Below are 21,187 nucleotides of genomic sequence, written 5' to 3'. Positions count from 1 at the left end.
ATTTTATGCTTTAAGCTATTTTTAACTAACCTATTGATTTATATGGTTTAATAAATATCTTTAGGTCACATTTACCGAAAAACCATACTTCCTTGATAAAAAAATCTTCCTGTGCACTTGTGGCGCTATTTTTTCTTTTTGTATCGGTTGCGCACGCAACAGTAGATATTCCCAAAAGCCTGCAAGGTTTCTGGAGCTTTAAAAACAATAAAGATGGCAATTGGAACGGCCCTTTTATTGGCAAAGATTACGTTGAGTATGATTACGAAATTTATAACGTAGATAGTTTAAAACAGGCTACACATGGTTATGAACTCTGGCTCTCTAACGAAGCAAAAAAAAGCTTGACACTCAACATCAGTAATCTAAAAGATGGCAAGGCTAATTTAAGGTTTAGTACAGCTAAAATTATATTGGATTGTACTTGGAGCGCTACAGATCCTGATATTAAGCTATATGAAACCAATAAAATCCCGGCTCTATACTTTAATAAATGGGCAGTCACTTCGCCAGCGTTCAGCACTTTTACGGTAACTAAGACTAACCAAATGCTGTACGAAAATATGGAATGGACAATTTTATGGGCTGGCCGATATCTTGATATTGAAGACCGTTTTTTGATCAAGAACAAAGACCGTTATAAAATGGTATATGTTCGCAATATAGGCAATACCCTAAAAGTAGTTAGCAACAAAACTAAACTCATATTTTCTCCAATGGCCAAAAATGAGGCCATTTACAAATTCTTAGGCAATTGGATCAATGAGGATTCTAACCAATGGCAATACGGCTTTTTTGAGAACTTTGTCATTTACCAAGGAAAAACCTGGGCTTACAAAAATATTACCACTCAAAGAGATGGCTATAAACTCAACTTAAGCAATGCAGGCAAAAACCTAACGCTTAATGTTAAGCTTAAACAAAACAACCTGGCCGAAATTGCTGACCAAAACGGCACAACAACCTGCTACCTGTTAACCAAGAGCCTTAAACCAAACAAAACAAAAGACAGAACCCCATTTAAGGATAGCCATTTTGATAAAATAGATACCGCAATTATTACCGGCTATTTAAGAAACAGACCTGATGTCAAGCCTTTTTCTGTAGGTGTTATTGACCCGATAAAAAATGAGCAGGTAAACTATTACGCAGAGTTAGACAGCAATAATTTGTTTACTATAAAAGTGCCTTTGCTCAATACCTCCCAAGTATCTTTAGACTGGCCTAGAGGCATGATAGCTGACGTATTGGAGCCCGGCGAACATTATTTCTTTTTTCATGATTTTAATACTGAACAAAGAATTGCCATGGGCGATAATGCCCAATTTCATAGCGAGCTTCTAAATTATAACCTCAATAAACCTTTTAGTATAACTTGGGACGATTACAATGCGCGAAAAAGCCAAACCTTATTGGAGAAACTGGATATAGAAAAGCGGAATTTTAAAAGCGGACAAAGATACCTGGCTAATTACGAAATGCTCCATCCTAATCTGAGCGAGCGGTTTAGTTATTTCGTTACCGAAGCATATAAATACCGAACATTATCTGCTTTAATGCAATTGAAGTTTAATCTAAAAGAAAATGAGCAGTTACCGGCCGAAATAATGAGCTATGTAGACGATTCGCTGTTTCGTAATACGTTTTCAAAACCGGTAAGTTTGGCCTCCCAGACTTTTCGTTTTATTACAGATTACCTGGCTTATAAGTACAATAAAAGGATTTCGATTTCTTTTGACGAGGTATTGTTCAATTTGATAAATGATAAAACGATTGTAGCCAATAATAAGGAAAAAGAAATACTTAACATCAAAATAGAGTTAATCAAACTTGAAGGCAATTCGGATTCGGCTAATGCAGCACGTGCAAAATTGCAAAAAGATTATACACCCGAGATGGATCAAATGATAATAGATCTAATTGATAAGAACAAAGAAATAATTCAGAAGAAATCTGGAGAGCTGATGCATTTAAAATTTTTACATAGCGATATCATGGCCCAACAGCATTTGGCAAATAACGATTTAAATAAGGCGGTAATTGCCCAGGCTTTTTATAGATATTATGACAATAATCATATTGCCTTGCCCGATTCTGTTTTTAATCCTTGTCTTAAAATGATCAAATCGGACGCGATAAAAGCAGAAGTCACAAAAATACAGCAATACTACAAAACATTAGGTAGGGCAGGCGTAGCCTATGAAACCAGTCTTAAGCGAACCGATCATTTAAAAGAAGCTAAAAATGCCGACTCGCTTTTTGCCGAATTGATTAAACCCTACAAAGGGAAAGTAATCTATGTAGATTTTTGGGGAACCTGGTGCAGTCCTTGCAGGGGCGAGATGCCTTACGTAAAAGATGTTAAAGCTGCATTAAAAGGCAAAGAGGTAGTATTTATGTATTTTGCCAATAACTCGCCTGAAGAGCCTTGGAAGAACATCATCAAAGAGTATAACTTGACTAGTGAAAATACTGTGCATTACCGATTACCAACCGAGCAACAATCATTGATAGAAAGAAGGCTTTCGATAAACAGCTTTCCAACTTATATGTTAATTGATAAAAACGGGCAAGTAAGCACCATGAAAGCCCCAAGACCGAGCGAGAAAGAAAGCCTAATTAAAGCAGTTGATGATTTATTGAAGAGCTAGGTTTTTGTTTGTTATTTTGTGGAATGAAAGTAAAGCGCATCGTTGCCAACATCCACACATTGGAGTTGGAAAAGGCTAAAATTTTTTACCAGGAGATATTAGGCTTGGAACTGTTAATGGACCATGGCTGGATTGCCACTTATGGCAATGAAGCTAAAATGTCGGTACAGCTGAGCTTTGCACAAGAAGGCGGCTCTGGAACCCCAACTCCTGATCTTTCCATTGAAGTTGATGAGGTAGATGAAGCTTTTGAACGCATGAAAACCGCTCAATTCAACATTGAATACGGACCTGTAGACGAACCTTGGGGCGTACGCCGGTTTTTTGTGCGCGATCCCTTTGGCAAATTGATAAATATTCTGGCGCATTTGTAGGTAATGGAAGAACTCGATTTTGAAGTGAAGCATAGCGTTTTTAGCAAGAGAACGAGCAGGCTAAATATAAATGAAAGCTACATTAGGTTTACCAATGAAAAAGGGCTAGCTGTTCAGTTTGACAAATCGGCGATCAAAGATTATAGGTACGGAGTTAAATGGATTAGAGGTTTTGAATTTACCGTAGGCCGGGTTTATCAGGTGTTTGTGAGAAGCCATGATGATGAAGTCATGAAAATTAGCTTTAACAGCTTTTATGGCATTAAAAGAAAAGAGCAGCATGCACTTTACGCGAAGTTGCTTAATGCGCTTTATCACTTCTATGTTGGCGATATTATTGATGGGCTCTTGGCGAAATTCAGTAATGAAGAAGAGTTTTTCTTAGCCAATATCAAGGTAAACAATCAATATTTGGAAATCAAGGTAGCTGGACTGACCAAGGAAGAGAACTTTCAAATCCCGTGGGAGAGAGTAGCTACAAGAGACTACCAAACCTATTTTGCCATTTACGATACCGATAATGCCAGTAAAATCAATAGAACCTATAATTACCTGACCGATTGGAATACTGCAGTGGTTTATAGCGTGGTGCGTTCTATTGCTGATTATAAGCAACAAAACTCCTGATTGTAAATAAGAAGATTAGTCTTTTTATTTGAAAATTTTCGTTCAGCATTTCATGGCCAATGCAGTCCTGCTGTCCGCTTTACTGCGTGTCCGCTTCCATCAGGTTTAGTTAACTGAGTCTTGTGCCGTCTTCGAGTTGGTCGAGATATGCCATCTCGATCCAAATAGCGCTGGACTTGCAATCCAGATCCTAATTAAGCCACCTAATTTTAAACAAGAGCGGTATTTTTCTTTTGAAAATCTTCGTTCAGCATTTCATGGACAATGCAATCCTGCTGTCCGCTTTACTGCGTGTCCGCTTCCATCAGGTTTAGTTAACCAAGTTTTGTCCACGTCTTCGAGTTGGTCGAGATATGCCATCTCGACCCATAGCGCTGGATTTGCCCGACTACCGGTGGCAAAAAGATCCAGCTATGTTGAAGTTTAATTTAACGGATGTATAGTTTTCTTCATGTTAACTCTTATTTTTAGCTAGAAATTAAAAAAGCCTTGAAAAGAAATAATTTGATTGTGGCGCTTTGCACGTTGTTGCTTTCGCTGTGCTGTTCGATGGTTTTTGCCCAAAAAGCAAAGCCAGATACCGTAAAAACAGGTATCTACGTAACCAGTATACACGATATTAATTTTAAGGACAAAGAATATACCGTAGATTTCTGGCTCTGGCTCAAATACAAGAACAAGGATTTCGATTTTGTAAACAACCTCGAAATTCCACAAGCCAAATCGGTAAGCAAGTCGTTTTCGACGATAGACAGCAGCGATAACCGCATGTACCTGCTCATGAAAATCCAATGTGTGATGAAAGATTCTTGGGCCATCAACAATTTTCCCTTTGATAAACAGGCGCTCCGCCTCTCCATAGAAAATTCGCAGTTTGACAGCGAAGCCCTCGTTTTTCAGCCTGATACAATGGGCAAGCAATTCGATCCGAGGTTTACGCTCAGGGGTTGGGACATTGACAGCCTGACCTTAAAGAACGGCATCAAACAATATGAGACTGCCTTTGGCGACGAAACGATTAAGCCTGCACACACCGAATACAGCAATTTTAGGGTAAAGATCAACATCAGCAGAGATGCCTTGGGCCTTTTCCTCAAGATGTTTTTGGGCATGTACGTGGCTTTCTTTATTGCTTTTATGTGTTTCTTTATCCATGCCGATAGCATCGATTCGCGTTTTGGGCTCAGCGTGGGTTCTTTGTTTGCTGTAATTGGCAACAAGTACATCATAGATGGCTCTTTGCCTGATTCGAGCTCCTTTACCTTGGTAGACATGTTGCACGGCCTTACGCTCGTGTTTATTTTGATCGTCATTATTTGTACGGCCATTTCGCTCCAAATGATCAAGAAAGGAAAAGACGAGCAAGCCGATCGCTTAGACCGCCGTTTTGCCATTGTGCTGCTGGCTGCTTATGTATTGCTCAACGCGTTTTTGATCATTAGGGCAGGGGTGCTGCATTAATTTTATAAAAGCTCTAGTGCCTGTTTTGCTTTCTGAATTCTGCAGGTGCCATTCCTACATGTTTTTTGAACTGCCTGCTCAGGTGGCTTTCGTCGGTAAATCCAAATTCATCTGCAATCTGTGCCAGCGAATACTCGCTATACGTGAGCCTTTGCGAAATGACGTTCATTTTATATTGTGTAATATAGCAATGTAGGCTATCATTGGTTAGTTTCTTAAAATATTCGCTTACGTAATTTGGCGATAGGTTAAATTGATCTGCCAGGTGTTTGATGCGCAGCTTTTCAGGATAGTAAATCTGCTGATGAAGATAGACCAGTATTTTATTGATCAGTGGTTCGGCAAATTTTGTATTCGGAACCGTCATTTCCTTACGGGATACATTGCGCGATATGATGTTTAGCACAAGCGTAACCAGGTGCTGCAGGTTTTCATCGTAATACGACTGCTTGTCGCTGTATTCGCTGATCATGTGAGCAATGAGCGAAGAAATCAATTGACAGTCTTCGTCGCGCTTAATCATCACCTGTTCGGCATTGTTATGCTGGATGAAAATGCTTTCCAATTGCTTCAGCCGTGCGATTACGTTTTCTTTTTCCTCCTGGCTTTTATACTGCTCTAAAAATACTGGCGAAAAACGGATAGAACAGAAACGCGTGGGCGTACTGCTTTCAAATCCACGGCAGTCTAAAGGCGTAAACAAAAACAGGTTGCCTTTTTTATAGGGAAACTCATGATTGTTCACGATGCGCTTTCCTTCGCCTTCCATTATTTGTACAAGCTCGAAAAATTGGTAGATCAGCGGACGCTCGTTCCAGTGTTCCATTTCAGAAACATCCAGTTCAAACTGCTGATATAAATGTTTGCGTTTCAAATCAGTGTATTTTTAATGAGCAGGCCAGGACTATTTAAGCCAGATTGCCTACCCTCAAATTTACATAAATAACCTCTGCTTGTACATCTTTTAGCAGGCATGCAGCCTTAATTTTGTGCTATAAGAACACATAAGCGATGAAAAAAATATTGACTCCCCACCTGGCTAAACACCTCACTTTTCGTAACAGGGTAGTAATGGCGCCGATGAACAGGCGCAGGGCCAGCAAAGGCATCCCAGGCGAATCTGCAGCCATCCATTACAAGCAACGCGCCAGTGCCGGATTGCTCATTACCGATAATTTGGCTGTAGCCTCAAATGGCGGAGCTTATATGGATACGCCTGGAATTTATAACGAAGAACAAAAGCAGGCCTGGAAAAAGATTGTAGCCGAAGTACATGCGAGCGGTGGCAAAATAATTGCGCAATTGGTGCATTCGGGTCGTGTGGGGCATCCGGCTATACAAAACGGCGAAGCGCTGATTGCCCCTTCTGCCATCAGCGTAAACGAAAGCATCCGTACACCCGAAGGCTATCAGCTCATGGCCATGCCGAATGAAATTCCATTCGAAGAAATCCCTGTTTGGGTAAATGTTTTTAAGGAAGCGGCCATTAATGCCATAGCTGCGGGTTTTGATGGCGTTGAAATCCATGCGGCCCATGGTTTTTTGATCGATCAGTTTATCAATCCACATAGCAATACCCGAACCGATGCCTATGGCCTGAGCATTGCTAACCGAACCAGGTTTTTGTTTGAAGTAGTCAATTCCGTTATTGGAGCCATAGGCAAAGAAAAAACCGGGATCAGGCTTTCTCCTTTCCGGGATATCTACGATTTGCATTCTTATGCCGAAGAGGAGCAGACCCATCAGTATATCATGGATGAACTGCAGCGCCTCGATATACTTTATGTGCATTTTTCGATTGCGTTAAGCGATGGGAAACCCTCAATCCCTTTGACTTATCTTCGTGATGCGCGTAAACGTTTTAAGAACACGATCATTGTAGCTGGGGGTTTTAACATCGACAGTGCCGAAGAAATGCTGCAATCTGAAGTGGCCGATTTAGTTGCTTTTGGTAAGCTTTATATCTCTAATCCCGATTTGGTAGAGCGTATTGCGCATAAGGCGCCATTGGCCAAATGGAACGAGGAAACTTTTTACCATGGAGGAGACGTAGGCTATATCGATTATCCGCAAATTTTTTGAAGGGAACCACTGTTTTGCAACAGCAAAATATGAGCAAAAAAGGATAGCTCTTGTTGGTGTTTTTTTACCAACAAGAGCAAATGCCTAACTATTCGCTGCAGGCTCGTAAATCAATTGTACCACGCCCGATTTGAATACGTTGGTTTTGGCCAGTTTAAGGTTGATGCGCTCTTTCAGGTTTTCGAACAAAGGCTTTCCCTTTCCTAAAACGGTTGGATGAACCGATAGCCTGTAAACATCAACAAGGCCCAAATCAATAAAAGTGGTAATGAGGCTTGCCCCGCCATACAACCAAATGTCTTTGCCGTTTTGTTTTTTGATTTCGCTCACCTGTTGGGCAATATCGCTGTTGATAAAAGTTGCACGTTCATCGCTTCTGCTTTGACTGGAGAAGACAAACTTCTTTTTTGAATGGATATTATTCCAAAAGGCCTGATCTGCCTCGCTTGCATCGCTGTCTGGCCTAAAGTTGCCCCAGGCATCGTAGCTTACCCTGCCGTAAAATATGGTATCGATACTGGAAAGGAAGCCCTCAAAGTCCATGTCTTTATCCATAATGCACCAATCAATTTCTCCATTTGGGCCTTCAATAAATCCATCTAAGGTTACGGCTAAGTCTAAAATTATCTTTTTCATGTGTTGAGGTTTTTGGGCTTAAAAGCCAATAAATATCAATAGTCGAGGGCTAAAATAACTAAAAATTTTAGCAAAATAAATTGATGTTTATAAGTTTTTTCAACTCATAAATATTGTAAAAGAGGAATGGATTGATAGATATTTTAACCGGCCGACCCAAAAGCAAAAGCCCTGCAAACTAAACCCGACTGCAGCGGAAAGCCCGCAATCCTGAACTCGCTTCGGGTGAGGGCTTGGAGCAAAAGGCGGGACTATCGTAACAAAGGATGCCGGAGCCTGCTTTCTCAACCAATAAGCATTATTTTGTTCCTATCTGCCTCAAACACTAATCCATAAGACCTGCAAAGCTTTAAAACTTGGTAAGCGCCTGATTGTACAATTGCTGGTGAAGCTGATGCATTTTCTCTAAAGGCATTTTCAATACTTTTCTGTCATAGGTGAAAATGCCATTGGTTTCTACCTCCACATCGGTGGTTTGCGTGTAAATGGCAGCAGAAAGACCCAGACTTATCAACTTGGGAATTGAATTGATGTATTTGCTGTATTGTTCAAATAAATCTTCCTTGTTTTTATAGCTTTGGTAGCCCCAGTTGCCCTTGTCTAGCCAGGTGTGGCCCTCAATCGGCAGGCCTAAGCCCCCAAACTCGCCCAATACCAATGCCTGCTTGCCTCCATAAATTTGAGGGTCGGGCATTACCGGAGCCGGGTAGTTGTGGATATCGAACACTTGTCCTGCGCCCATAAAATAATTGCCTCCGCTTGCGGCGTTTACCAACCTCGAAGGATCATATTGCATGGTCCAATCTACAATTTCTTTGGTTTTGAACTGTCCCCAGGCCTCGTTAAATGGAACCCAGGAAACAATGGAAGGGTAGTTGTAACATTCGTCTATGATCGCTTTCCATTCCTTTTTATAAATGGCTTCCGATTCGGCGCTACGGTCTTTATCCAATTTGCCACCCGAAATATAGCCTGGTTTCGAATCCCATACATTGCCACCCATATCGCCACTTGGCATATCCTGCCATACCAATAGACCCAATTTATCACAATAGTAATACCAGCGTGCAGGTTCTACTTTTACGTGTTTGCGGATCATGTTAAAGCCCAAAGCCTTTGTTTTTTCGATGTCGAACTTTAAGGCTTCATCAGTTGGGGCGGTATATAAGCCATCGGGCCACCAGCCTTGGTCTAATGGACCATATTGAAACACAAATTTGTTGTTCAGCATCATTCGGTTAATGCCTTGGCTGTCTTTGGCCATCGACGATTTGCGCATGCCGAAATAAGAATTGATTTCATCAATGATTTTGCCTCTCCTGGCAATCATGATCTTTAAATCGTATAAGAAAGGCGATTCGGGCGACCAAAGCCTGGCATTGGGAATGGGCAAGGTGATGTTTTTGCCATCGGTAACCGTTTGCGAAGCAACTTCTTGCACGCCATCCCAAGCGATAACGGTTATTTTATCGTCGTTTTGCAGGTTGGCTACATCTACCGAAAGCAACAGTTGCTGTTTGTCGATATCAGGCGTTTGTTTCGTGGCAACAACATAGGTTTGCGGTACACCTTCTAGCCATACGGTTTGCCAAATACCCGTAACTGGCGTATACCAAATGCCGCTGGGCTTTTTCACCTGTTTGCCTCGAGGCTGTGGACCTTCATTGCTGGGATCCCATACGCGCAGGCTAATGGTTTGTTTGCTGCCTGCTTTAAGCAAAGCTGAAATGTCAAACGAAAAAGCATCATAGCCACCTTCATGCTCGCCCACTTTAGTGCCGTTTACAAATACTTGGCAGGCCCAATCGACCGCGCCGAAATGCAAAAGCGTTTTTTCTTTGCGCAGATTGGCAGGGAGTTCTAAGGTGCGGCTATACCAAATCACGTTGCTGTCGCCTACCATTTTGCCCACGCCACTTAACGAAGATTCTACCGGGTAAGGAACCAAGATCTGACCAGTAAATGCAGTTGGGGCAGGAGCGGCTTTAGGCTGGATGGCATATTGCCAAAGCCCATTTAAGTTCATCCAGTTTTTACGTACCAGCTGCGGGCGTGGATAATCGGGCAAGGGATTGGAAGGATCAACTTTGGCGGCCCATTCTGTAGCAATCTTTCCAGGAACGGCTTTCCATTGTGCATTGACCGATCCGATACAAATTCCAAAAACAAAGGCTAGGACAAGGAGGTATTTTGGCATGGGATTATGTGGTTAGCGATGAAATTATTTAAATATATGAAAAACATTGTTTGGCCAATATTAAATGGCAAACGAATATAGCGAAGCGCAGCTCCTTAAGCAAAGCGATAAAAAGGAATGTCCGAAAATGTCCGGAATTGTCCGCAAATGTCTGATTTAGACCAGTGTTCTTCGAGTCTTCTTCGAGGTTTGTTCGGAAAACTGCCCTTTAAAGCACGATTTTCCGAAGAAGAGTCGACCATGACTCGAACAAAGGCTACTAAAAATCGCTAATAAACTGGCTGGTCGCTAGCACTCAGGGTTAAAAATTTTGCTAACCAGGTACCGTTACGGGAAACCTGATTTTTAAATCAAAAATCAATTGTATTTTGCTAAATCTAAATTAACAATCAAATGAAACAGAAAACCATTATACAAGTTTGGGGCGCCCAGGGCGGAGGCAAATCAGGGACAATCAAGGCGCTTAAAGAAGAATTGATCATCAAATACATCAACCCCGCACATACTTACACCTTGCCTTTGCCTGCTGGCGAAATTTCTGATGTACTGGTTTGTGCAGGGCTAACTATTGGCATCGAGAGCATGGGCGATTACCTATGGGCTTGGGGTTTGCATGATAGGCTTAACGATTATGTGCTTAAACACAGTTGCGACCTCATTATCTGCGCCAGTAGAGTTTATAATGACGTTTCTAAACACATCGAACATTTGGCACATACGCATGGTTACCGATTGTTAAAAGTTACGAATTACCGAGGCGATGAACCGCCATTCAGTCAAGAAGACCTTAATCAATTGTCGGCCCAGCAGCTCCTGAATTTAATTGACCAGTTGATCATTGGCAGGATATAGCTCTATTTAAAGGCTAAAGAGGATAAAAATACCTCAAACAGAGGTATGAAGCTTTATTTGGCATTTATTTTGTATATTTGTTACCCGGTTCGGGTTACTTTATAGTTAGAGCTTCGAACCGGAAACTTACAAATGGGGCCGTTTTGGATTTGACAGGGTGGCGCTGAGTATGTAAGCATGCAGTGCGTTGTACGGAGAGCACTTAAAAGATAACGTTCAAACTATAATTGGCGAAAATAACTACGCCTTAGCTGCCTAATTTAGAATTACGCAAGCTTTTGTCCCTCTAACTGCCGCATTGTTAGGTTAGAAACCGGGGCATCGAAATAACAACGCTAGCTGTTGCAAAGGTGTGATGCGATAGCGAAACAAAGCACCTAAGGAGATAGGTAAGGTCGGTTTCCAGCTCGCCTCCTCCCTACAATTAATTGGAAAATAAGCATGTAGAAGGCATAATTTAGAACACAACTGGACAAGGGTTCGAACCCCTTCGGCTCCACATTAAAACCACACTAATTTAACCATTAGCTGTGGTTTTCTTTTTTTATCATACCTCAGCTCTTGTTTTTTTCACAGCTTTATTATTTTCAAGAAATGCCATGCTGACGAATTATCAGCAGAAAAGAGCTATAAAAACCTAAAACGAAAACCAAGTAAATTAATTACTTTGTAATAAATTTATTACATTTGTTTAGGTAACCCTCGTTGGTAAGGTATATATTCTTTAGGCAACGTGCAATGGATAAGAAACGATGCTAAAGAAGTTAAAGTATATTTATTTTCTAAATTTAAAGTCCAGCCTTAAATCAGAAAATATTTTAGGTGATAAAAACGGCAACTCCATTGATGTAGTTACCATTGCTTTTAACAACATTAAGGCAATTGAATATCAAATCAAGCTCCTTAAAAAGAATTTAACGGAAGCGCACATACACATCATTGCCGATAATTCTACAGACCTGCTCACCAAACAAGCTATTTTTGAGCTTTGCGAGAAATATGGAGTACTGTATGTCAGTGTGCCAAAAAATGGCTATAAACTCAATCATTCGCACTCCTCAGCCATGCATTGGACCTATAAAAATGTACTCAGAAAGCGCAATAATAGATACTTTGGCTTTATCGACCACGATATTTTTCCCATTAAACCATGTTCCATCGTCAATAGAATGAATAATGGTATCTATGGGAGGGTGACACCTGCTTATGGTAAAAACGAGGCGCCTGCTGAGGTAAGCATCGACCAGCCTTATTGGTCGCTGTGGGCAGGCTTCTTTTTTGTGGGGGCTAAACTGCTTTCCGATACCAACCCATACAATGTCGATTTTAGCCCCAAAACATTGCCTAATGGATTTAATCTTGATACTGGCGGATCGCTCTGGGATAGTCTGCTGAAAAACATTCCCTATCCTGGAGAATTGGCTAAATATTCTTTTGGCAGATTCCGAAAGACCTTAAATGGCAATGTACATACCGATTTTTACGAGCGGGTGGATGAATGGCTCCATATTGGCAATTTATCCAATTGGCACGATACACCTGATTTAGAAGAAAAGAACAACTATTTTGATTCTTTGCTGAACAAAGCACTGCTAGATCAAAATGAGAAGACCTTGTAGTGCTGTGATGTTTCTACCTGCTACAAAAAAAAAGCCTCCCGATTTCGGAAGGCCTTTTTGTTTTATTAGTTTTTTGATTTGTTATGCTGGACTTGATCCTGGATCTCTCGAGATAGACCTCGAATCGGTCGTCCAGGGTGACGAACGTTTGTTAAGAGATTGCTTCGTCGTTCCTCCTCGCAATGACGATTTTGGACTATGGACTATGGACTATGGACTATGGACTATGAACCATGGACTATAAACTATAAACCATCGACCATTGACTATCAACTAAAGACTAGCTAAACCGTTCTTCCAGGATACGCAACCAAAGCCGCTTCCAGGCAATCCATGGCTGCATTCAAATCGGCAGTATTCAGTACATAAGCCATCCTTACCTCGTTTTTGCCTGAGCCTGGGCTCGAATAGAAGCCTGTAGCTGGCGCCATCATTACCGTAGCATTGTTGTGTGCAAAGCTCTCCAACATCCATTGGCAGAAAGCATCGGCGTCATCAATAGGCAATTTGGCCACTACATAAAAGGCACCACCCGGATTAGGACAGAAAACACCTTCCATGCTGTTTAAGCGGTTAACCAAAGTATCCCTACGTAAGGTATATTCTTTATTTACTTCTTCAAAATAACTGTCTGGCGTATCTACCGCTGCGGTTCCGGCAATCTGCTCAACCATACCCGGACTTAAACGGGCTTGTGCAAATTTTAATCCCGAAGCAATTACCGATGCGTTTTTCGTAATCAAACAGCCCAAACGCGCGCCACAAGCACTGTAGCGTTTAGATACGGTGTCCATTACTACTACGTTTTCATCCAAGCCATCCAGGTGCATTGGCGAAATAAATTCGCGTCCATCGTAGCAGAATTCGCGATAAGCCTCGTCAGAGAACAAGAAAAGATCATATTTCAGGCACAAGGCTTTCAAAGCATCCAATTCTTCTCTCGAATACAAATAACCGGTTGGGTTGTTCGGATTGCAAATGATGATGGCCTTTGTTTTTGGCGTAATCAATTTTTCAAACTCTGCAATAGGAGGCAGGGCAAAACCATTTTCGATGTACGACAAGATCGGTTTAACCACCACGTTGCTCATACAGGCGAAACCATTGTAGTTGGCGTAAAAAGGCTCAGGGATGATGATTTCATCGCCTTCGTTTACACAGGTTTGCATGGCAATGGTGATGGCTTCAGAACCGCCAACGGTTACCAAAATGTTTTCTGGCTTAATGTTGTAGCCTAATTTGTTGTAATATTCGGTGAGTTTGGTTCTGTAGGCCAAAGTACCTTCAGACGGCGTATAGGCCCAAACATTAAAATCTATATTTTTTACGGCATTGAGCATGCCCTCTGGTGTAGCAATATCTGGCTGACCAATGTTTAAATGGTAAACTTTTTTGCCCGCTGCTTTGGCCTTATCGGCAAATGGAGTGAGTTTTCTAATAGGGGAAGCGGGCATTTGGAGCCCTTTTTCTGATATTTTTGGCATGGCACAAAAATAAAAAACCCCGTTGGATTAACGGGGTTTTTATTCAAATATCTTCAAGAATTTTACTTGCTGGTTCCATTTACCGATTCGCCTTTGATATATAAGACCTTGGTAGTGGTTCGGGCATTAGAGGTTAAGGTAATCGCTTTGTTAAAAGGAAGCGGTGAGCCTGCAGGAGTTAAAGTTACTTTTACAAAACCTTTTTCTCCTTTTTTAACCGGAGTTTGGGTGTATTCTGGAACGGTACATCCACAAGTGGTTTCTACCTTCGAAATAATCAATGGGGCATCGCCTTCATTGGTAAAATTAAAGGTATAAGTAACTGGTTTGCCCAAGGCTACTTTGCCAAAGTCGTGGGTTTCGGCTTCAAACTTAAACTCTGCCGGCTTGGTCTGTGCCTTGCTGGCAAATCCGACACCTAGCATCAACGTAAATAACAAAATTAACTTTTTCATGTTCTTTGGGTTTAAACAAATTTAATTGTTTTAAAGGTTAATGCAAAAAGTATTCCAAACTATTCCACTATTTAAATTACACAGCAGTGTGAGATGCAATTTAGAAAGAATCGTATCTTTGTGGCCTAACCAATATCGCTTATGATGTCAAATAGCAAGCTAGTGACCAATCAGATTGACGCTTCGGAAATAAGTTTCGACGACTTTAAAACCATAGTAATCAACGACTACCGGATAGCTTTGGAAAGCCGTCAGGCCAGCTTGCTAGGGCGAAAGGAAGTGTTAACTGGTAAGGCCAAGTTTGGTATTTTTGGCGACGGGAAAGAGGTGCCGCAACTGGCCATGGCCAAGGCCTTCAAAAATGGCGACTGGCGTTCGGGCTATTACCGCGACCAGACTTTTGCCTTTGCCACAGGCATTGCTACCCTTAAAGAATTTTTTGCGCAACTGTATGCAAATCCGAGCGTTGAAGCTGATCCTTCTTCGGCCGGCCGACAAATGAACTGTCACTTTGCTACACGTTCGTTAAATGAAGACGGTTCTTGGAAAGATTTGACCCAGGTAAAGAACTGTTCTTCTGATATTGCGCCAACCGGCGGACAAATGGCCCGTTTGGTAGGTTTGGCTTATGCCTCGAAACTATTCAGACAAAATCCAGAACTTGATTACCTCAAAAACTTTTCGGTAAATGGAAATGAAGTGGCTTTTGGAACCATTGGCAATGCCTCTACTTCTGAAGGCGTGTTTTTTGAAGCCATCAATGCGGCGGGTGTTTTGCAGGTGCCTATGGCCATTTCGGTTTGGGATGATGCCTATGGCATTTCCGTTCCGGCAAAGTATCAAACCACCAAAGAAGATATTTCTGAAATCCTAAAAGGGTTTCAACGCGAAGAAGGCACCAATGGCTACGAAATATTTAAGGTAAAAGGATGGGATTATCCTGCTTTATGCGAGACCTATCAAAAAGCCATCGAAGTTTGCCGTAACGAGCATGTACCAGTTCTGATCCACGTGACCGAAGTAACGCAGCCTCAAGGACATTCTACCTCGGGTTCGCACGAACGCTATAAAGATAAAGACAGGTTGGCATGGGAGAAAGAGCACGATTGTATTTTGCAAATGCGCAAATGGATGATCGAATCGGCTATTGCTACCGACGAGGAGCTGATCCAATTGGAGGAAGAAGCCAAAAAACATGTTCGCGAAGTGCAAAAAGAAGCTTGGAACGAGTTTTTGGAAAGCATTAAGCAGGAACAGGCACAAGTGATCAACATGATCAACGATTTTGCCAATGGCAATGAGGCCTTGACTAAAATAGCTGCTCAATTGGCCTCTACTCCAGATGCCTTGAGAAGAGAAGTGATGAACGCGGCCAGAAAGGCGATCCGCCAAAGCGCGAAAACACCTTCTGCCGAGCGCGACGTGTTGGTGAAATGGTACCAGGAACAAGCAGGCATCAACGAAGAAAAATACAGCTCAAAACTATTTACCGATGGGAAGGAAAGTCCTTTTGCAGTAGAAGTTGTAGACGCCATTTATACCGAAAACAGTAAAATGATTGATGGGAGGGAGGTTTTAAACGCCTGCTTCGACTCTAATTTTGCCAGAGACCCTCGTTTGGTTGCCTTTGGTGAAGATTTAGGCAATATTGGGGATGTGAACCAAGGTTTTGCCGGTTTGCAAGCCAAATATGGCGAATTGAGGGTAACTGATACCGGCATTAGGGAAATGACCATTGCTGGACAGGGCATAGGTTTGGCCATGCGTGGCTTAAGGCCAATTGCCGAAATCCAATATTTAGATTATTTATTATTTGCCCTCAACGTGTTGAGCGATGATTTGGCAAGTTTATCATACCGTACCAAAGCCGGACAAAAAGCACCCGTAATTGTGCGTACCCGTGGCCATCGTTTAGAGGGCGTTTGGCATTCTGGATCGCCAATGGGCATGATTTTGGGTTCGTTAAGAGGGATGCACATTTGTGTGCCCCGCAATATGACCCAGGCGGCAGGCATGTACAATACCTTATTCAGGTCTGATGAGCCTGCCTTGGTTATCGAATGCCTAAACGGCTATCGTTTGAAGGAAAAATTGCCTGAAAACGTAGGCAGCTTTACTGTTCCTTTTGGCAAGGCCGAAGTGTTGAAGGCAGGAACCGATTTAACCGTAGTAACTTATGGCTCAACTTTACGTATTGTAGAAGAAGCTGCAGAGGAATTGGAACAAATGGGTATTTCTATCGAAATTATCGATCCTCAAACTTTAATGCCTTTTGATACGGATCATATTTGTGCCCAATCGCTCCAAAAGACCAATAAATTGTTAGTAATCGACGAGGATGTTCCGGGAGGGGCAACCGCATTTATTATGCAACAGATTTTGGAAGAGCAAAAGGGTTATTATTTGTTGGATGCACAGCCTAAAACCTTAACGGCAAAGGCACACCGTCCGCCTTATGGTTCTGATGGTGATTATTTCAGCAAGCCATCTACTGATGATGTGATGGAAGCGGTTTATGCCATGATGCACGAAAGCAATCCAGAGAAGTTCCCGAAACTTTTTTAGTTTATCGATAAATATATCCCCCCTTTGGAGGGGGCAGGGGGAGGAATCTGTCTTATAGCTTAGTTGTTTAACCACCCCGCCCTTTGGGCACGCCTCCAAGGGAGGGGAATAGAAAATGTATTTGTCATTCCGAGTTTGCGAGGAATCTGTCTTGAGAATAGATACTTCGCTTTGCTCTGCATGACAAAGATCTTAGTTAAAACTTGTCGATAAAGCTTGCTTCTCCCGATGAAATCGGGCTCGCAATGGCGATTTTTGAACTATGAACTATAAACTATTGACTATCGACCATTGACTATAGACTATCGACCATTGACTATCAACCATAAACTACCAACTTCAACCCAAAACTAATGCTTCTTTTCACCTTTATACATTTTCTCGCCAGCTTGGATGGCAATGGCTAAATCATTTTCTTCTGGCGGAATGGGACAGCGATAGCCCGAACTGTAGGCACAATAAGGGTTATAAGCCTTGTTGAAATCGATTTCTATTTTGCCGTCTTTGATCGTTTTTAAGTCTAGATCGATATAACGGCCACCGCCATAAGTTGTTTGCTTGTTGGTTTCGTCGGTAAAAGGCAAAAACAAGAGGTCTTTATATACCGGATGAGTCATTAAGCCAATGTTTCGGTATAAAACCATGTTTAGCTCTTGGCCGTTTAGTTTGAAGCTGATCTTGGCATAACGTACATAATCGCTCCCTGTGCCTTCGAATGTGGGCATTTTGAAGGTCTTCTGATCCGTTAAAAGCGTTAAGGTGGCTGTTGTTTTATAAGTACTATCGGCCTCATAGAAATCGAGGTTCTTTAAATCGGCTTCTTTGAGAGGAGAGCGGGCTTCTTTAATGAAATCAGCTTTATAAGCTTCGCGATGTTGCGCAATCAGTTGTTTGTAGCTTTGGGCATTGGCAGTTGCAGCAATGATGAATAGTAAGAATAACAGGTATTTCATGGGTTAAAGATAAGAATCCTAGCGATAAATTTGTCTCCTTTGGAGGGGCAGGGGGAGGAAGTATGTTTTATTGCTTAGTTGTTTAACCACCCCGCCCTTTGGGCACCCCTCCAAGGGAGGGGAATAGAAATGTACTTGTCATTCCGAGTTTGCGACGAATCTATCTTGAAATAGATGCTTCGCTTTGCTCTGCATGACAAAGATCTATGCAGGACACCGATTGGGCTTTTTCGTTAGAAGAAAGCTATTGTGTAAATTCCGGTACCTGGCTGTAAATCTGTCCCCCTTTGGAGGGGCAGGGGATGAAGTATGTCTTATTGCTTAGTTGTTTAACCACCCCGCCCTTTGGGCACCCCTCCACGGGAGGGGAATAGAAATGTACTTGTCATTCCGAGTTTGCGAGGAATCTGTCTTGAGTTAGATGCTTCGCTTCGCTCTGCATGACAAAGCTTCCAAATCATATTTGTCATTCCGAGGGCAACGAGGAATCTAACTCAAGGATAGATCCTTCACTGCGTTCTGGATGACAAATGTCTTTATTAGTGAATGCTAACTGAAAACTGTCAATTGAAAACCTTCTCCTAAAGCTTACTTCTCCCGATGAAAATCGGGCTCGAAATGACGATTTTTGGACTATGGACTATGGACTATGGACTAAAAGACTAAAAAACTAAAGCCTAGCGCTTCTTTGCCTCAATAAATGATCGGCTAATACCAATGCAGCCATAGCTTCAACAATGATGACAGCTCTTGGTACAACGCAAGGATCATGACGGCCTTTGCCTTTGATTTCGGCAGCTTCGCCAGCAGCGTTAACCGTTTGCTGGTTGTGCATAATCGTAGCTACTGGTTTGAAAGCCACTGTAAAGTTGATAACCATGCCATTACTGATGCCTCCTTGGACGCCTCCAGAGAAATTGGTCAGGGTATGTGGTTTGTCGCCTGTCAGGAAGATATCGTTGTGCTCAGAGCCGCGCATCTCGCTGCCGGCAAAGCCCGAACCATATTCAAAACCATGTACGGCATTGATGCTGAGCATCGCTTTGCCCAAATCGGCATGAAGTTTATCGAAAACGGGTTCGCCTAAGCCAACCGGACAGTTTTTAATGACACAGCCTACTTTTCCGCCTACGGTATCGCCGTCTTTGCGAACTGAATCAATGAAATCTATCATTTCTTTGGCCGTTGCCGGATCGGCACAGCGAACAATATTCTCTTCGCGAACGGCTAATGCTTCGGTTAAGTTGTTCGAAGCAAAATTTGGTGCATTGATCTGTCCAACCGCAGTGACATGTCCAAAAATCTCTACCCCAAAATGTTTAAGCAACAATTTGGCAATGGCACCTGCGGCTACACGGGCAGCGGTTTCGCGGGCAGATGAACGGCCACCTCCTCGGTGATCGCGGAAGCCATATTTTGCATCGTAGGTGTAATCGGCATGTGAAGGACGATAGACATCCTTGTTGTGCTCGTAGTCTTTTGAACGCTGGTCTTCGTTCGGGATCAATAAACTGATTGGTGTTCCGGTACTTTTGCCTTCAAAAATTCCAGAAAGTACCTGTACGGTGTCGCTTTCCTTACGTTGCGTGGTAATTTTTGATTGTCCGGGCCTGCGTTTATCGAGTTCCGATTGCACAAAGTCCAAGTCTATGTTTAATCCCGCTGGACAGCCATCTATAATAACCCCAATGGCTACGCCATGTGATTCGCCAAAGGTTGTGATCTTAAATAATTGTCCGAATGAGTTTCCTGCCATTTTTCTAGTATTGAGTATTGCTTATCGAGTATTGAGCTACTCTCATCGAATACAATTTTATATTTTAATTTAAACGCATTTCGTAAATCGAATTACGCTGTACCAATATTAAAACCAGCTTTCGCCAGGTCTTCCCAAAAATAAGGATAAGATTTATCAACTACGTGCTCATCTTCGATTTCTACGGTGGCAATTTTAAGAGCCAAAGGTGCAAAAGCCATGGCCATGCGGTGGTCTTCGTAGGTGCTGATGCTGATTTTTTCAGGGAAATGCAAGCCAGAACAATCTAATTTATAGCTCAGGTTTTTCTCGATAAATTTAACGCCGATTTTAGCGAGCTCTGTTTGTAAGGCCAAAACGCGATTGGTTTCCTTGATTTTTAGGGTTTCTAATCCCGTAAAGGTAGCATCGTGGCCTAAAGCTGCGCAGATGACCACTACGGTTTGCGCCAAATCTGGGCATTCCTTCATATCGAAAATCTTGCGTTCTATTGGCTTAGGGTCTTTTTTGAGCAAAACGCCACCATTCTTAAACTGCGAGGTGATGCCAAAATTGGCCATAATTTCGGTGATTTTGCTATCTCCTTGTAGGCTGTAACCGTTTAATCCCGGTAAAAAGATTTCAGCTTCATCAGCCAATGCGGCAATGGAATACCAGTAAGAAGCGGCGCTCCAATCAGGCTCTACATATAATTTTGAAGGCTTAAATGCTTGTGGCGCTATGCTGATTACGTTATCTTCCCACTGGTGCGTAATGCCCACTTGATCTAACATGGCCAAAGTCATTTCTACATAAGGCTTAGAAGTGAGCTCGCCCTCGATTGCTAAACTGAGGCCCTGAGGCAAGCGTGGGGCAATCATCAACAAAGCAGAAATATACTGGCTACTGATGTCGCCCTTGATTTTTACGCTGGCTTGGCTTTGCTCAAAAGGACCGGAGATGTGTAGGGGTGGAAAGCCTTCGTTTTCGGCATAAGTGATTTTAGCACCAATGCTTTTCAATGCTTCCGCCAAAATTCCGATAGGCCTTTGTTTCATCCTTTCAGTTCCGGTTAACAAGAAGTTGCCTTGTTGCAAAGTTAGGTAAGCCGTTAAAAAACGCATGGCTGTACCGGCAGGGCCGATGTCTACCAGTGTGGAGTTTTGACTATGGAGTGTGGAGTTGTTGGTCTTGGCTAACTCCGCGCTCCCAGCTCCCAACTCTCTTAATACGCGTGCAAGAGTAACGGTATCAGCAGCTACAGAAAGGTTTTCTACGCCAACCGTTCCATTGCTAAGCGCCGAAATGATCAATGCCCTGTTGCATTCGCTTTTTGAGCCAGTTAACCTGATTTCGGTATTGATTTGTTTGTTTCCTTTAAAAGAAAGCAATATGTTTTTAGACATTGTTTGTTTTTGAATGTGGCTATTATTTCATAATCGTCATCCCGAAATGATTCGGGATCTATCTCTGGGATAGACCCTGAATCGGAGTTC

General features: G+C 42.3%; 16 protein-coding genes and 1 other RNA gene. 9 read left to right on the top strand and 8 right to left on the bottom strand.

Features of this window, described 5'->3' with window-relative positions; genetic code table 11:
• The first annotated feature begins 92 nt into the window (after positions 1-92).
• The 4 genes from AC570H_RS09900 to AC570H_RS09885 all read left to right on the top strand — a co-directional run bounded on the left by AC570H_RS09900 (position 93) and on the right by AC570H_RS09885 (position 5,113).
• Complete coding sequence (locus AC570H_RS09900) at positions 93-2,651, top strand: TlpA family protein disulfide reductase (protein WP_497354214.1); 2,559 nt, start codon at positions 93-95, stop codon at positions 2,649-2,651.
• A gap of 23 nt (positions 2,652-2,674) precedes the next feature.
• Positions 2,675-3,025, top strand: coding sequence for a glyoxalase superfamily protein (locus tag AC570H_RS09895; protein WP_497354212.1), 351 nt, complete (start codon positions 2,675-2,677; stop codon positions 3,023-3,025).
• Between the two features lie 3 nt (positions 3,026-3,028).
• Complete coding sequence (locus AC570H_RS09890; protein WP_497354210.1) at positions 3,029-3,652, top strand: hypothetical protein; 624 nt, start codon at positions 3,029-3,031, stop codon at positions 3,650-3,652.
• A gap of 489 nt (positions 3,653-4,141) precedes the next feature.
• Complete coding sequence (locus tag AC570H_RS09885) at positions 4,142-5,113, top strand: ligand-gated ion channel (protein ID WP_497354208.1); 972 nt, start codon at positions 4,142-4,144, stop codon at positions 5,111-5,113.
• Between the two features lie 13 nt (positions 5,114-5,126).
• Here AC570H_RS09885 and AC570H_RS09880 read toward each other — a convergent pair whose 3' ends face one another.
• Positions 5,127-5,987: an AraC family transcriptional regulator gene (locus AC570H_RS09880; RefSeq protein WP_497354206.1), complete on the bottom strand. Its 861-nt coding sequence runs from the start codon at positions 5,985-5,987 to the stop codon at positions 5,127-5,129.
• A 137-nt stretch (positions 5,988-6,124) separates the two neighbouring features.
• Between AC570H_RS09880 and AC570H_RS09875 the strand changes: the two genes are divergently transcribed.
• Positions 6,125-7,195 (top strand): alkene reductase, encoded by a 1,071-nt coding sequence (locus tag AC570H_RS09875; protein WP_497354204.1) that lies wholly within the window; start codon positions 6,125-6,127, stop codon positions 7,193-7,195.
• An 84-nt stretch (positions 7,196-7,279) separates the two neighbouring features.
• On the opposite strand, the gene AC570H_RS09870 is transcribed toward AC570H_RS09875, so the two are convergent.
• Positions 7,280-7,831, bottom strand: coding sequence for a dihydrofolate reductase family protein (locus tag AC570H_RS09870; protein ID WP_497354202.1), 552 nt, complete (start codon positions 7,829-7,831; stop codon positions 7,280-7,282).
• Positions 7,832-8,180: 349 nt separating this feature from the next.
• Positions 8,181-10,028, bottom strand: coding sequence for a glycoside hydrolase family 2 protein (locus AC570H_RS09865; RefSeq protein ID WP_497354200.1), 1,848 nt, complete (start codon positions 10,026-10,028; stop codon positions 8,181-8,183).
• A 393-nt stretch (positions 10,029-10,421) separates the two neighbouring features.
• On the opposite strand from AC570H_RS09865, the gene AC570H_RS09860 reads away from it, so the two are divergent.
• The 3 genes from AC570H_RS09860 to AC570H_RS09850 all read left to right on the top strand — a co-directional run bounded on the left by AC570H_RS09860 (position 10,422) and on the right by AC570H_RS09850 (position 12,499).
• On the top strand, positions 10,422-10,880 hold the full coding sequence (locus AC570H_RS09860; RefSeq protein WP_497354198.1) for a hypothetical protein: 459 nt from the start codon (positions 10,422-10,424) through the stop codon (positions 10,878-10,880).
• A gap of 134 nt (positions 10,881-11,014) precedes the next feature.
• Positions 11,015-11,382: a transfer-messenger RNA gene (ssrA, locus tag AC570H_RS09855) on the top strand.
• Positions 11,383-11,632: 250 nt separating this feature from the next.
• Positions 11,633-12,499 carry a hypothetical protein gene (locus AC570H_RS09850; RefSeq protein WP_497354196.1) on the top strand — a complete coding sequence of 289 codons (867 nt, stop codon included), beginning with the start codon at positions 11,633-11,635 and terminating at the stop codon, positions 12,497-12,499.
• Positions 12,500-12,783: 284 nt separating this feature from the next.
• Here the strand turns inward: AC570H_RS09850 and AC570H_RS09845 are convergent, their stop codons facing one another.
• The gene (locus tag AC570H_RS09845) at positions 12,784-13,983 is read right to left on the bottom strand and encodes a pyridoxal phosphate-dependent aminotransferase (RefSeq protein WP_497354194.1); all 1,200 of its coding nucleotides are present in this window, start codon (positions 13,981-13,983) and stop codon (positions 12,784-12,786) included.
• Positions 13,984-14,045: 62 nt separating this feature from the next.
• A complete protein-coding gene (locus tag AC570H_RS09840; protein ID WP_497354192.1) occupies positions 14,046-14,438 on the bottom strand; it encodes a DUF1573 domain-containing protein in 393 nt (130 codons plus the stop codon).
• 141 nt (positions 14,439-14,579) lie between these two features.
• Here AC570H_RS09840 and AC570H_RS09835 point away from each other — a divergent pair, with 141 nt between their 5' ends.
• Positions 14,580-17,003, top strand: coding sequence for an alpha-ketoacid dehydrogenase subunit alpha/beta (locus AC570H_RS09835; RefSeq protein WP_497354190.1), 2,424 nt, complete (start codon positions 14,580-14,582; stop codon positions 17,001-17,003).
• Positions 17,004-17,353: 350 nt separating this feature from the next.
• Here AC570H_RS09835 and AC570H_RS09830 read toward each other — a convergent pair whose 3' ends face one another.
• The 3 genes from AC570H_RS09830 to aroA form a co-directional block, all read right to left on the bottom strand.
• Positions 17,354-17,956, bottom strand: coding sequence for a DUF1684 domain-containing protein (locus tag AC570H_RS09830; RefSeq protein WP_497354188.1), 603 nt, complete (start codon positions 17,954-17,956; stop codon positions 17,354-17,356).
• Positions 17,957-18,626: 670 nt separating this feature from the next.
• On the bottom strand, positions 18,627-19,712 hold the full coding sequence (gene aroC, locus AC570H_RS09825) for a chorismate synthase (RefSeq protein ID WP_497354186.1): 1,086 nt from the start codon (positions 19,710-19,712) through the stop codon (positions 18,627-18,629).
• 92 nt (positions 19,713-19,804) lie between these two features.
• Entirely contained in the window at positions 19,805-21,097 is a 1,293-nt protein-coding gene (gene aroA, locus AC570H_RS09820) for a 3-phosphoshikimate 1-carboxyvinyltransferase (protein ID WP_497354184.1), read from the bottom strand.
• Positions 21,098-21,187 lie beyond the last annotated feature (90 nt).

The organism is Pedobacter sp. B4419, assembly GCF_059693725.1.
The sequence above is the reverse complement of the archived record's forward strand: the minus strand, read 5'-3'. Positions and strand labels throughout refer to the sequence as shown.